At 66.1% G+C, this 14015-nt stretch carries 7 protein-coding genes; 3 read left to right on the top strand and 4 right to left on the bottom strand.

Going from position 1 to position 14015, the window contains the following annotated elements; genetic code table 11:
* Positions 1-89: 89 nt before the first annotated feature.
* The 4 genes from Spa11_RS21020 to Spa11_RS21035 form a co-directional block, all read right to left on the bottom strand.
* Positions 90-2360, bottom strand: coding sequence for a glutamine amidotransferase (locus tag Spa11_RS21020; protein ID WP_145116506.1), 2271 nt, complete (start codon positions 2358-2360; stop codon positions 90-92).
* Between the two features lie 109 nt (positions 2361-2469).
* Entirely contained in the window at positions 2470-4635 is a 2166-nt protein-coding gene (locus Spa11_RS23490; RefSeq protein WP_145116509.1) for a BatA domain-containing protein, read from the bottom strand.
* Between the two features lie 107 nt (positions 4636-4742).
* Entirely contained in the window at positions 4743-5657 is a 915-nt protein-coding gene (locus Spa11_RS21030) for a DUF58 domain-containing protein (protein ID WP_145116511.1), read from the bottom strand.
* A gap of 610 nt (positions 5658-6267) precedes the next feature.
* A complete protein-coding gene (locus tag Spa11_RS21035; protein WP_231933283.1) occupies positions 6268-7254 on the bottom strand; it encodes an AAA family ATPase in 987 nt (328 codons plus the stop codon).
* A gap of 495 nt (positions 7255-7749) precedes the next feature.
* Between Spa11_RS21035 and Spa11_RS21040 the strand changes: the two genes are divergently transcribed.
* From Spa11_RS21040 to Spa11_RS21050, 3 genes are all read left to right on the top strand, one after another.
* Positions 7750-10116, top strand: coding sequence for a DUF4159 domain-containing protein (locus tag Spa11_RS21040; RefSeq protein WP_145116516.1), 2367 nt, complete (start codon positions 7750-7752; stop codon positions 10114-10116).
* Between the two features lie 305 nt (positions 10117-10421).
* Complete coding sequence (locus tag Spa11_RS21045) at positions 10422-13532, top strand: LPS-assembly protein LptD (RefSeq protein ID WP_145116519.1); 3111 nt, start codon at positions 10422-10424, stop codon at positions 13530-13532.
* 106 nt (positions 13533-13638) lie between these two features.
* A complete protein-coding gene (locus tag Spa11_RS21050; RefSeq protein ID WP_145116521.1) occupies positions 13639-14010 on the top strand; it encodes a diacylglycerol kinase in 372 nt (123 codons plus the stop codon).
* Positions 14011-14015 lie beyond the last annotated feature (5 nt).

Below are 14015 nucleotides of genomic sequence, written 5' to 3' on the forward strand. Positions count from 1 at the left end.
GTGAAGTGCGATCCAATTGAATGCGAAAACCGGCGCACACCGACGACTAACGTCGCCGGCTCGCCACAACTCTGTCTTTGAATCTTCCACTAAGGCATCCCCACCCCGCGCCGCACCAACCACTCCGAAGTCATCAGCCCCGCGAAAATCAAAAGCAGCGGCCACTTGTCGTAAAGCGTCGTCCTCGCGACGACCTCGCGGCGCTCGTCGAGTTCTTTCGCGGCGAGTTCCGCCAATAGCGTCGGCAGCTCTTCGAGCGCCAGCGTGCGGCCGCCATCGGCTTCGGTCGCTTGAGCGAGCCGTGCGAGCGTGTCGGGCTCGGCGCCGGGGCGTTCGAGCTCAAGGTCACGTTTTGGCACGTTGAACCGCGACTGCGCGTCGCCGAGCTTTGCATCACCTCGGAAGGCGCTGACCGCCATGCGGTAGTCGCCCGCTATGGACGTATCCGTGTAGACGCCCGTCGTGCGAACGCCGCCGCTCGGCAAGGGCAGCTCGACGACGCGTCCATCGGGCCGTGTGACAGAGGCTTCGTAACGGATCGGATTAGCGGCGTTGTTCTCTTCGTTCTCCTCAACGGCACGAACGCCGGCCACAAGGTCGAGGCGCGAACCCGCCGGCACGCGTCGCGAAGCGAGATCGATGTAGACCGAGGCGTTCGGGTCGTCGTCCTTCTTCGACAGCCACAGCACGGCCTGTCGCCAGAACCGCTGGTGCGCCTCGCGATGCCCCGTCAGCACCCACTGCCATGTCGAGTCGCCCGCGAACGCCAGCACGCGTCCGAGACCCGGCTGACCGATCACCAGCAGCGGCTGCGACCGCGCGCCGTCGGTGGTCGCGATCACCTGTGCGTTCGGCTTGAGGTCATCGCCGATGCGGTTGGCGCCCTTCAGCGGCGGCAGTTCTGACCACACGTCGTCGCCCAGCTCGACAATCGGATGCCGTGCGCTGGGAACCATCTTCAGCGGCCCCGGCAGATGAACGTCCTCCCGCAGCGCGGCGCCGAGCGTTTGCCGTTCGGCGCGACCGGGCGTCACGGGCAGGATGTCGCCGAGCGTCTCACGGTGCCCGCCCGGCCCGAAACTCTGCCGACCGCCGATCATCGCCAGCCCCGCGCCCGACTCGATCAGCTCCGCCATCCGCCGCCACGTCGTGCGACTCAAGCCGCCGGCGTCGACGTTGTCGATAAACACCACGTCCACGTCGCCGGGCTGCAACCGACTCGTCAGGTCGCGGCGGGGCTCGCGATAGTTGATCAGCTCCCAATCGATAACGATGTCGGGCGAAGCCGCCAGCGACCGGCGGATAAACTGCTGCTCAACACCCGGCGCAGCGCCGCCGACCTGATCGGTCCCGGCGAGATAGAGCACGCGTATGCCCCCTTCGCGGACCGTGACGAACGTGCTGGCCTCGTTGTTGTCGGCGACCGTCTCGCCCTCGATCGTGTCGGCCACGACCGACAGCTTCCACTCGCCCGGCGTCGGCGGCGCATAGCGCAGCGCGACCGGATACGAATCGACGCCCTGCCGCACGGTGATCTGCTTGGCGTCCACCGCCTCGAGTTTCCCCTCGGCGTTCTCCCACAAGAGCCGCACGACGACCGTCCGATTCGGAAATCCTGTGACGCGCATCGTGGCGCCCACGTCGAGCGGCGCGCCAGCGAACGCGGCGTCGCTCACTAGTAGATCGTCGATCGCCACGTCGGGCCGGTCCCCCGTGGCCCGATCGCCAACCGGCACGGCATATAGCGGCGCCCCCTCGGCAGCCAGCCGAGACACCGCCGCCAACGGCGCCGCGTCGCGCGGCGGTCTCGCGCGCTGCGCGCCATCGCTAACCACGATGACTCCCGAAAGCACGTCGCCCCCTTCGCCCCGCGCCGCGTCGAGCGCGTCGGCGAGAGACGAGCCGATCGCCGTTTCCTCGCCCTCTGGAGTAGTGGGGAGCGCGAGCTGACCGCCCTTCAACTCCACCGGCGTCAAACCACGGTCGAACGTAAACGCCCGCACGTCCTGCTTCTCGCTGAGTCGCAACAGCGCCGAGCTGCTGACGTCCAAGAGCCTTCGCGTCGCGTCCCAGCGCGAATCGCCGTCGAGCGCGTCCTCGACCGTCATGCTCCGCGAAGCATCGAGCAGCATCACCAGCGTCGGCCGCAACGACTCGGTCTTTACCCGCACCAGCGTCGGCCGCGCCCAAGCGAACAGCAGCGCGAGCGTCGCCAACGTCCGCAGCACCTGGATCGTCCGCCGCTTCGAAGGCTGTAGCCCCACCGCGCGCGGCGGAACCACCCACGGCGCCGCCAACAGCAGCGCAGCGATAACGTAGCCAAGCCACGCGCCGCCAACGGGGTCGAAGGTGAGTTCCATGAAAACGCTGCGGCTCTACTCTTTCTGCTTGTAGGAGGCGTCTCCGACGCCGATTACGCGCACCACACCGATTCGGAATGGAGGCCGTGATCGGCGTCGGAGACGCCTCCTACAATGGTTTGTTTTCCTTCGTCTGTCGGTAGTAACGATTCCCCACCCACTGCTCGCCCACCAGCGTCGCCGCCACGAGCGCCAGCACCCAACCGTACAACTCACGGCCGACACGGCCCAGGTCGATCGACGCGGTCAACTCTTCCTCATTGCGGATCAACTCAACGCGGTCTTTGCCGAGCGAGGTTTGCAACTCGCTGAACGCGACGCGTTCGACGTGGCCCGCGCGCGGGTCGAGGTTCACCACGAAGCGGCGGTCGAGGTCGGCGCCCGCTTCGAGGCGGTAGGGGCCGGGCTCGGTGGCGGCGGGGATCGCCAGCTCGCTTCGCCCCGGCGGGACCGACTGGCGCACCGCTTCGCCGCCGGGCGTGCGGAGCACGTAGCCGGGGAGTTCAACGCCCGTCGGCAGCGGCGCCGAGACCGTCTCGCCCGCGATGTAGCTCAGCTGCGTCTCGGCGGCGCCGGTGAGGTAGTCCGCCAGCGACCGCGCCAGCAATACGAACGGCCACGGGTCGTCGCCTGTCGGTAAGCGATTCCACTCGTAGCCACCGTCAACGGCGGGGTTGTAGCGGTCGTTGACGCTGGTCGTCATCATCAGCACACGCCCGCGGCCCACCGACTGCTCGACGATCGCTGGCCCGCCATCGGCGTAGCGCGCCACGACCGCGGCCCCTTCGCGCAAGTCGCCGAGCTCCCACCGCTGATAAACCGGAAAGGTCTGCCAGAGGATCGCGTCGGCGTACGGCGCGAGCGGCTTGATCGCTGGATGCGCAAAGGACGTAGGCCGTAAGTAAGTCGAATCGCGCGAACGCCACTCGAGCGGCGCCGGCAACAAGGCTTGGGCGTCGGGCGAATTAAAATCGTCGAGCGTCGCCTCGCCGCCGAGGAACACGCCAACGCCCGCGCCGCCGATCGCCGCGTCGTACAGCCGTCGCCAGCCGCGGCCGCGTTCGACCGTCGGCGACGGGTCGATCATCACGACCGCGTCGTAGCCGGCAAGCGACTGCCGCGGCCACGCGTCGAACGCGATGACGCCCGTTTCAAACCGCGGCGCCACACTCGGGTCCATGACCGACGGGTCGATCGCCGCGCGGAAGAAGACGGCGTCCCGCTCTTCGGGCGCGACGATCAGCATCGATCGCGGCCGCCGCACCTCGACGGCGAAGTACCGCGCGTCGTCATCGGGCGCCGCGTCACCGGCGACGACGCGCACGAAGCCCGTCGTAAAGCCTTCGCTCAAACCCGACAACGTAAACTCGACCGGCACGCTCTTGCCCTTCGGATCGACCAGCCGCTCGTCTCGCTTCACAGGCCCCTTCTCGCCATCGACCCACAACTGCACCGCGAGCGGTTCACGCCACTCACCGACAAGATGAATCGACGCCGAGAGCGCCAGCGCCTCGCCAACGGCGAGCGACTCGCTCGGCATCCGCAGGTCATCGATCGCGGCGTTACGCGGCTCAGCCACGCCCACGTCGACCAGCCGCAGCGCAACGCCCGGGTGTTCTTCCAGCACCGCGGCGACCGTGCGCTGTGACGCCTCGTCCCAAGCCCCCGCCGACAGATCGGTAAAGACATAAGCCTCGCGCCGCGCCGCCGGCGTCTCCGCCAGCCTCACAACCGCGTCGCGCACCGCCGCCGCTAGTGGCTTGGCGGCGCCCCCCACCCGCAGCCGATCCACCCGCGCCGCCGCGGCCGCGGGCTCCAACATCGAAGCCCCGCCCCCGGCCGCCCGGTCCGCCAGCACCACCGGCGTATCCCCGGGCAAACCTGAGAGCAACTTCGACGCCAGCTCTTGCGCCGCTTCGAGCCGCGTTTCGTTGAGGCTCTGATAAGCCGCGTTCGGCCCGTTGTCGATCACGAGCGCCAGCCCCACGCCCTCACCCGCCGGCCCGTCCGCCGCCGCCCCGCTGTCCGCCGACGGCGGCTTGAGCAAGGGTCGCGCGAGCGCTGCCGCCAACAGCGCCAGCAAACAGCAACGCAGCGCCAGCAGCACCCACCGCCGCAGCCGCAGTTGCGTCTCCGTGCGATGCCGATTCCGCTTCAGCAGCCGCAACGCCGGAAACTCCACCCGCACCGGATCACGCCGACGGCGCAAGTGCAGCGCGATCGGAATCCCGATCAAAAGAACGCCGGCGAGTAAGGCTGGTGCTAGAAAGGCCATAGCCAAGAGAAATGACGAATGACGAAGCACGAATGACGAACCTGTCGGAGCCGCTAGAGCCCTCCGGCAGGTTCGTCATTCGTCATTCGTGCTTCGTCATTCAATCATCATCCCCTCCTGCGCCGCTGAACAAGGTACTCCGTCAGCGCCCGATCAAACGGCATCCCCGTATCGAGCGGCACATAGTCCACGCCCGACTCCAGGCACTCGCGGCGGTAGGTTTCTCGGAACTCTTCGACGCTCGCGCGGTACTCGGCGCGGAAGCCGTCGGCGTCGAGTTCTAAGCGCTCGCCGGTCTCCGGCTCCTCAAAGTCGGTGAGGCCGCGGAAGGGGAACTTGACTTCGGCTTCGTCGAGCACGTGAAACAAGATCACGTCGTGCCCGCCGTGGCGGAGGCGACGCAACGCCTTCAGCACCGGCTCTTCGTCCGTCAGCAGGTCGCTAAAGATCATCACCAGACTTGAGTGCCGGAGCATCGCGGCGAGCTGCGTGAGGCTGCCGCCGATGTCGGTCTCACCGGTCGGCTGAAGCCTCGCCAGGAGCGCCAGGAGCGTCGCTAGCTGCGTCCTTTTGCTCTTCGGTGGTAACGAGTGTCTAATCTTCTGATCGAACGCCGCCAGCCCCACGGGGTCCTGTTGGCCGATCATCAAGTACGCCAGCGCCGCGGCGATGCAGATCGAGTAATCGAACTTCGTCAGCCCCAGCTTGCCGCGTTGAGTCGGGCCGTGCGAGTACGCCATCGACCGGCTCAAATCCATCGCCAGCCACCCGGTGATGTTGGTCTCGGCCTCGAACTTCTTGACGTAGTACCGATCGGTCTTCGCGTAAGCGAGCCAGTCGATGTCCTTCGGATCGTCCCCCTGCGTGTACTTACGGTGCTCGGAGAACTCGACCGAGTACCCATGAAACGGGCTAGCGTGCAGACCCTGCAGATACCCCTTCACAATGAACTGCGCGCGCAGATCGAGCCGCTTAATCTGGCGGATAACTTCGGGCTTAAGGTACTGCTCGACAGCGGGCACGTTGTTCTTCTTTCACCGCGGAGACGCGGAGGACGCAGAGAAAGCGAGTCGCGTCGTGTCGACGCGGGGAAGAATGGGACGCGGATGACGCGGATTAAGGGGATGTTCGCGGATGTCTTGTAGGCCGCAACAAGCGTAGCGCAGTTGTGGCAACGAATCACGTAAGCAGCAAAAGTATCAACGCTCAACTACCGAATGACGGGGCGATCGGGCTGAGGAGCATAGTCACCGATCACAGCATCTCCGCATCTCTCGCACACAAACCCCCGTTCGCTACCAGTCCAATGATTGTCCCAAAGATGATCGACGACACATGGATCGAACCTCATTCGTTGACGAATCGAATCCAGTTCCAAGTAGCACGCATACCGAGTCCATCTGCGACAGTTTTTCGACCACGGCTTCTCATCTCGATAGATGACATCCATTCCAGCAACGGTAAGCTCGCAGTCGAGTTGTCGGAGATGTTCGCAAACCATCGCTCTTCGCCGGAGACTTACTCATCGATCATTACCGGAACATCGCTTCGCTTGTTCCGGGCTACAAAATCTGCGTCCATCCTCTTCAATCCGCGTTCATCCGCGTCCCATTCTTCCTTCAATACGCTGAATCAACTGAACTTCGGTATCTCCGGCTGTGGCACATGCTTTAGCAGCCGCGCGATGATGTCCTCGGTCGTCATCCCCTCCGCCTGCGCCTGGAAGTTCGCCGCGACGCGGTGACGCAGCACCGGTAGCGCGATCTTTTGGATGTCCTCGACCGCGACGCTGAAGCGGCCGTCCATTGCGGCGATCGCCTTGCCGCCCTGGATGAGGAACTGCCCCGCGCGCGGGCCAGCGCCCCAGTCGACTAGCTCTTTGACGAAGTCGGGCGCCGAGTCGTCCTTGGGACGCGTCGCGCGGACCAGCGCGGCCGCGTACTTGATGACGTACTCGCTCACCGCCACCGAGGTGACGAGCCGCTGCACGTTGAGGATCGCCTTGGCGCTGAGGACCTTGTTGACCTCCGGCTTCTCGCCGCGCGTCGTGGCGGTAAGGATCTTTTCTTCCTCGTCCTTGGTCGGGTAGTCGACCTTGATGTTGAACATGAAGCGGTCGAGTTGCGCCTCAGGGAGCGGGTAGGTCCCCTCCTGCTCGATCGGGTTCTGCGTTGCGATCGTGAAGAACGGGTTCGGCAGTTCGTACGTCGTCTGACCGACGGTGACCTCGCGCTCCTGCATCGCCTGCAACAGCGCGGCCTGCGTCTTCGGCGGTGTGCGATTGATCTCGTCCGCCAGCAGGATGTTGGTGAACAGCGGGCCTTCGACGAAGCGGAACGACCGCCGGCCGTGCTCGTCTTCGTCCAGCACGTTAGTGCCGGTGATGTCCGACGGCATCAGGTCGGGCGTGAACTGGATCCGCTTGAACCCCAGGTCCAGAATCCGCGCAAGCGTCGAGACCATCAGCGTCTTCGCCAGCCCCGGCACGCCCTCCAGCAAGCAGTGGCCGCGCGTAAAGATGGCGGCGAAGACCTGCTCGATCACCTCGTCCTGCCCGACGATGACCTTCTGCAACTCCTGCTGCATCACCCAGCGATGCTGGGCAAACTCCTGCAGCACATCCCCCAGATTGCGTGTCTTACCCGCCTGGGAAACGGGGCCACCCTGAGAAGCTGGGCCAGGAGATGTCGTGGGGTCGGCTGTGCTCATGCGAGGATTCTACGCTGTTCAGTTGAATCGCGTCAGCAAGGGACTCTTTGAGCCGCGCCCGTTAGGAAGCGGAGTACTTTAGAAGGAGATAAGGGGGATGTTGGTGATAGGGGGGATCGCAGGCGGGCGAGTTGCCGCTTTGTTGTTCGAGCCGTATCGACGTAATTAGTCTCTCCCTTGTTCATTTTGGGGATAAGCCGCCAGCCGCTCCGCGGCTGCCCGCTATATCCCCCAGGCAGCACGTTAGACACTCGGCGTCGATCACAGTCCGCGGCGAAAGGCGCTACGCCCGCTCGCTTGCGATCCCCCCCTATCACCAACATCCCCCTATCTCCCTTTCCTAACGCAGACCCGCAATAAAGGTAGGATGCCCTGCTCCCTTTCTCGACTCAGGTGAACGCCAGGATGCCACGGGGCTGGATTGTCACGGTTGTAGCGGTTGCGCTGGCGGCGAGCGCCGTGGCGCCGGCGGCTGCGCAGCGGCGGGGCTTGGACGACCCGATCGACCCCGCGCGGGTGCTGGCGTCGATCGATCGGGCCGTGAGCTACCTGAAGCGTCAGCAGAAGCCTAGCGGCGGTTGGGACGACGGCGTCGCCAACCCCGGCGGCATCTCCTCGCTGGCGACCCTCGCCCTCCTCGAGGCGGGCATCGAGCCGGACGACTCAACGGTCTCGAAAGGCCTCGAATACATCCGCCGGTTCCCGCCCGAGAAGACCTACGTCGTCGCGCTGCAGACGATGGCCCTCCAAGCGGCGACGCCGCGACGCGACCGGTTGCAGATCGAGAAGAACGCCCGCTGGCTCGAGAAGGCCCAAGCCAAGGACGGCGAGTTCTCCGGCGGCTGGTCGTACAGCGAAGCCCGCGGCATGGCCGACCCGAGCAACTCGCAGTTCGCCGTGCTGGGGCTCTACGCCGCTCAGGAAGCGGGCGTGAAGATCGACCCCGAGGTCTGGCGCCGCGCCGGCGCGTACTGGCGCAAACGTCAGAACCGCGACGGCTCGTGGCACTACACGTCGAGCGACCGCGCTAGCGGTAGCATGACCTGCGCCGGCGTCGGCGCGATGGTCATCATCGGCATGGCGGCCGGCGAAGCCGACGCCACCGTCGATGACAATGGCGCCGTGCTCTGCTGCCAACCGCAGAAAGAAGACGAGTCCGTCGAGCGCGGCCTGGCGTGGCTCGGCCGCAACTTCGCCGTCCGTGGCAACCCCGTCGGCCGCAAGATCAGCGAGAACTGGCACTACTACTACCTCTACGCACTCGAGCGGGCGGGCCGACTCACGGCGCAACGGTTCATTGACCAGCACGACTGGTACCGCGAAGGGACCGAGTACCTGGTGCGTGAGCAAGACCCGCTCACCGACGCCTGGCGTGGCGGCGTTAGCGAACCGGACGCCACGATCACGACTTCGTTCTCGTTGCTGTTCCTCGCCAAAGGCCGGCGGCCCGTGGTGATGGCGAAGGCCAAGGCGCCCGAGGGCGAAGACCTCCGCGCGTGGGCGCAGCACCGTCGCGACGCTGCGCACCTGGTCGCCGCCGCCGAAACGGCTTGGGACCTCCCCATGACGTGGCAGGCGATCGATGCGTCGAAGGCGAACGTCGAAGACCTGTCGATGGCCCCGGTGCTCTACGCCAGCGGCGCCGCGGCGACGGCGGGCCTCACGGCTCAAGGCAAGAAGCTCCGCGACTACATCGACAAAGGGGGCTTCGTCTTCGTCGAGTCCCCCTGCGACAGCGGCCGGTCGGCGTCGCGCGCCGACATCGAGCGTCTCGTCGTCGCCATGTTCCCCGAACCCGACTACCGCCTGCGGCAGATCGAACCTTCGCACCCGCTCTGGCGGATGGAGCGGCTTGTGCGGCCCGACTCGCCCTACGTCGGCAGCCTGTGGGGAGTCGAGTACGGCTGCCGGACGTGCGTTGTGTTTTGCGACCGCGACCTGTCGTGCTACTGGGAGCTCGACGCCAAGCCCCGTGCTGGCGACTACCCGGACGATGTGAAGCGCCGCATCGACGATGCCCGCACTGTCGGTCTCAACGTGTTGGCCTACGCCTCGAACCGTGAACCCCGGGGCAAAGAACAGCAGTTCGTCGAACAGGCCACACGACTCGAGTTCGACGCGGCAGGCCAGCGCGGCCTGATCGAGATCGCCAAGCTCCGCCACGCCGGCGGCTGCAACGACGCCCCCGGCGCGCTGGCGAACCTGCTCCGCGCCGCTAGCGAGAGCGACGCCAAGCTCTCCGTGGCGCCGACGCCCGTCGAAGTCGCTGCGGACGACCCGGCCCTGCCGCTGCGGCACTTCGCCTTCACCCACGGCCGCCGCGACTTCCGCCTTTCAGCCGAGGAACGCGCGGCGCTGGGCGAGTACCTCACCAACGGCGGCACGCTGCTCGCCGACGCTATCTGCGCCAGCAGCGAGTTCCAAAAAGCGTTCCGGCGCGAAGTCGCCGCCGCCCTGCCCGGCGCGCGGTTTGAGCAGATTCCGGCCGACGATCCGCTGCTATCGCCCGCGTTCGGCGGCTACGACGTCCGCCTCGTCAGCATCCGCGACCCGCAACCGACCGCCGACGACCAACCGCTAGCAGCCCGCACCCGCCGCCGGGCGCCGGTGCTCGAAGGCATCCAGATCGATGGCCGCTGGGCCGTGGTGTTCAGCCCCTACGACCTCAGTTGCGCGCTGGAGCAGCACGAAGCGGTACAGTGCCGCGGATACTCGAAGGAAGACGCGGCGCGGATCGGGCTGAATGTGCTGCTGTATTCGATCAATCAGTGAACGTGCGCTTTGTAGGGTCCGCTGTGCGGACCGTAGCTAGCGGTTTGGAGCGCGATGCGAGCTAGGGAACCGAACGGACGGTTCGCACAGCGGACCCTACAAAGCTATCTCCTTCTCGCCCCACGGTTTGCGGTCGGCGCCAGCACTGCGCGTTTGGGTTGACCCCCGGGGGGGCGACTCCTACGATCCGCCCGATTTTCCACGCCCCCGGTTCGCGCGTCGCGCGGCGCCGGTCGGCTGACATTCAGGCAAGGACGCCTCCCATCACCCCGCTGCGCGCCGCCAAGTCGACGCCCCGCCCCATCGTGCGCACGGTCTGCGCGCTGATGATGTGGCTCTGCGTTTGCTTCGCGCCCGCGCAGGTCGAGCTGCAGCAGCCCGATCTCGACGACCCCATCACCGTGACGGCGAGCGAGGCGTCGCAGTGGACGCAGGGCGCCTACCAGATGTGGCGGCTCAGGGGGGGCGTCTCGCTCACGCAGGGCAAGAACGTCTGGCGCGCCGCCGAAGCCATCCTATGGGTCGATAAGTCGACCAACTTCGACGAGCCCACCAAGCTGATCGCCTACCTCGAAGCGGGCGGCGGCGAGCCCGTTTGGCTCGACCTGTACGACAAGACGCCCGACCCCGCCGTCACGCCGATCGCCCGACAGCAGTCGCCCGATTGGTTCGGGCGTTTGCGTTCGGTCGGCGGCGTCGAGTGGAAGACGCCCCCGCCCGCGACCGCCTCTGCTGAGAAGCCCGCCATCTACGTCCGCGCGCTATCGCGCTTCAACGCCGAGTGGGACCCACTCGCAGGCGACGTTCCGGTTGGCGCCGATAACGACACTACCGACGGACCGATACGCGACGATGCGGTGACCCCCGCGCAGTTCCTCGGCGATCCATTCGCCATCACCGCGCCGACGCCGCAACCATCCGGCGCCGGACAGCCGAGCTTCCGCAGCGTCCAGCTCTTCCCGCGCTATGGCGCCGGTTTGAACTTCGAATCCAGGACCGACACCGATGGCCAGCCGATCGGCGTCCTCATGGGCGGCGCGACGATCGTCATCTCGGGCGTCGATGTCCCAGGCATGCCAGCAGCGGCAGGTCCCATCGATCGTGTGGACCTCAGTGCGGACCGGGCGGTGATCTGGACTTCGGGCGTCCTCGGCGTCGGCAGCGGGGTCAATCAGACCGGCGACACGCCGATCGAGATCTACCTCGAAGGGAACATTGAGGTCCGCCAGGGCGACCGCACCATCTACGCGCAGCGGATGTTCTACGACGCCCGTCGCAAGACCGGCGTCATCCTCGACGCCGAGCTGCTCACGCCCGTCCCCGACCTTGACTACCGTGGGCTGGTAAGGCTCAAAGCAGACAAGCTGCGTCAGCTTGAAGACTCGCGGTTTGTCGCCGAGAACGCGCTGTTCACCACCAGCCGACTCGAAGTGCCGACCTACAGCCTCAAGTCGGACCGGATGACCTTTGAGGACTTTGAGCAGCCGATCATCGATCCACTTACCGGTCAGCCTGCGGCAGACCCGTTCACCGGCGCGCCGATCAGCGATCGCCAGCAGTTCGCCACGGCCGAGGGGAACCGCGTCGAGTTCGGCGGCGTCCCGCTGTTCTACTGGCCGACGCTGGAGACCGACCTCAGCGAGCCGCGTTATTACATCGACGACTTCCGCATCAGCAACGATTCGGTCTTCGGTTTCCAAGTCCTTACCGACTGGGACGTCTACCAGCTGCTGGGCTCAAGACGTCCGCCGGGCACGAAGTGGACGGTCGCCGGCGACTTCCTCAGCGAACGCGGCATTGGCGTCGGCACGCACTACGAGTACGGCGTCGATCGCTTCTTCGGCGTGAACGGCCCGGCCTTCGGTCAGTTCGACGGCTGGGTCATCAACGACGACGGCCGCGACAACCTCGGCTTCGGGCGCCGCGACATCGTCCCCGAGGAAGAGTTCCGCGGCCGGGCCTTCTGGAACCACCGCCAGCACGTCCGCGGCGGCTTGCTCGACGCCTGGACCGTGCAGGGGCAGGTCGGCTGGATCAGTGACCGCACATTCCTCGAGCAGTATTACGAGCAAGAGTACGACGAACGCGCCGACCAACCCACCGGCCTGCGGCTGCGGCGGATCATCGACAACCAGTCCCTGTCGATCGAAGCCAACGGCCAGCTCAACGAGTTCTATAGCGAGACGCAGTGGCTGCCGCGGCTCGACCACTGGTTGATGGGCCAAGAGCTCGGCGGGCAGCGGCTCACTTGGTTCGCCCACTCACAAGCGGCGTACGCGAACTCAAACGTCGCCACAACGCCCAGCAACCCGACCCTCGCCAACCAGTTCTTCCTCTTCCCGTGGGAAGCGCCGATGGAAGGCGAGCGCTTCGTGACACGGCAAGAGATCGACCTGCCAATCGACCTAGAAGACTACGGCATGCCGATGAAGGTGGCGCCCTATTTCCTCGGCGAGGCTGCGCACTGGGGCGACTCGCTCGCCGGCGGCGACGTCCAGCGGCTCTACATGCAGACCGGCGTCCGCGCTAGCGCCCCGTTCTGGGCCGTCAACCCGAACGTCCGCGACCCGCTGTTCAACCTCGACGGCCTCGCCCACAAGGTCGTGTTTGACGGCGAAGTCTCCTACGCCGACGCGTCGCGCGACATCAACGAGTTCGCCCTTTGGGATGAGGTCGAAGACAACACGCTCGAAGACATCCGCCGTCGTCAGTTCTTCCCCACCATCCCGGCGCTGCAAGACCCGCGGTTCTACATGGTCCGTAGCGGCATGCAGAGCTGGGTCGCCGCCCCCACGACCGAAGTGGTGGACGACCTCTCCGTTGGCCGCGTCGGCATGCGCCACCGTTTGCAGACCAAACGCGGCGCGCCGGGTCAGCAGCACGTTGTCGACTGGCTCACGTTCGATACAAACGCCAGCCTCTTTCCCGACACGACACAGAACTTTGGCGAAACGGTCGGCCTCCTCGACTACGATCTCGCTTGGCACCTCGGGGACCGGTTCACGTTCCTCTCCGACGGCTTCGCCGATTTGTTCACCGACGGCCTGCAAACTTGGTCGGCTGGCGTCGCCCTCAACCGCCCAGCGCGCGGCAACGCCTACATCGGCTACCGCTCGATCCGCGGGCCGTTCGATTCGGACCTCGTCTCGCTGCGGCTCAACTACCGCTTGAACGAGAAGTGGGTCGGCTCGGCCTCGACCGTCATCGACTTCGGCGAGGCGGGCAACATCGGTCAGACGTTCTCGTTGTCGCGGATCGGCGAGTCGTTGCTGTTCACGCTTGGCATGAACGTCGATGAGTCGAAGAATAACGTCGGCTTCAGCTTCCTCGTGGAGCCCCGCTTCCTCCCCCGCACCAGCCTCACCCGCCGCACCGGCATCGACATCCCACCCGCGGGAGCCTACGGGCTAGAGTAGGATTGAGACTTGAGTGCTGAGGGGTGTGGTGCAAGCTGCTAAGATTCACCGTAACAGCCCTCACGTCTCAAGCCCCAAGCCTCACAGCGGCCCGCCGCGCCATTCCATGGCAGAAATCGAAAAGGCCTTCCTCCCCAAGACCTGGCTCGGCAAGTTCGGCTGCGCGTTCCGCGGCGTACGCGTCGGCATCGGCGCCTACGGCGCGGCGAGCTTCGCCGTGCACCTCCCCGTCATGGCGGGCGTGCTCGCCTTCGCGGTCTGGGACGGCGTCACGTGGCCCGAGTGGTACCTGCTGATCGTCTGCATCACGATCGTCCTCGCGGCCGAGATGTTCAACTCATCGATCGAAGCGCTCGCCAAGGCCGTAACGAAAGAGTACGACCCCCACATCCGCGACGCGCTCGACATCGCCAGCGGCGCCGTCTTCACCGCGGTGATCGGCGCGGCGACGGTGGGGGTGCTGATTCTCGTCGGCTGACCGTT

This window comes from Botrimarina mediterranea (assembly GCF_007753265.1).
GTDB classification, from domain to species: Bacteria; Planctomycetota; Planctomycetia; order Pirellulales; family Lacipirellulaceae; genus Botrimarina; species Botrimarina mediterranea.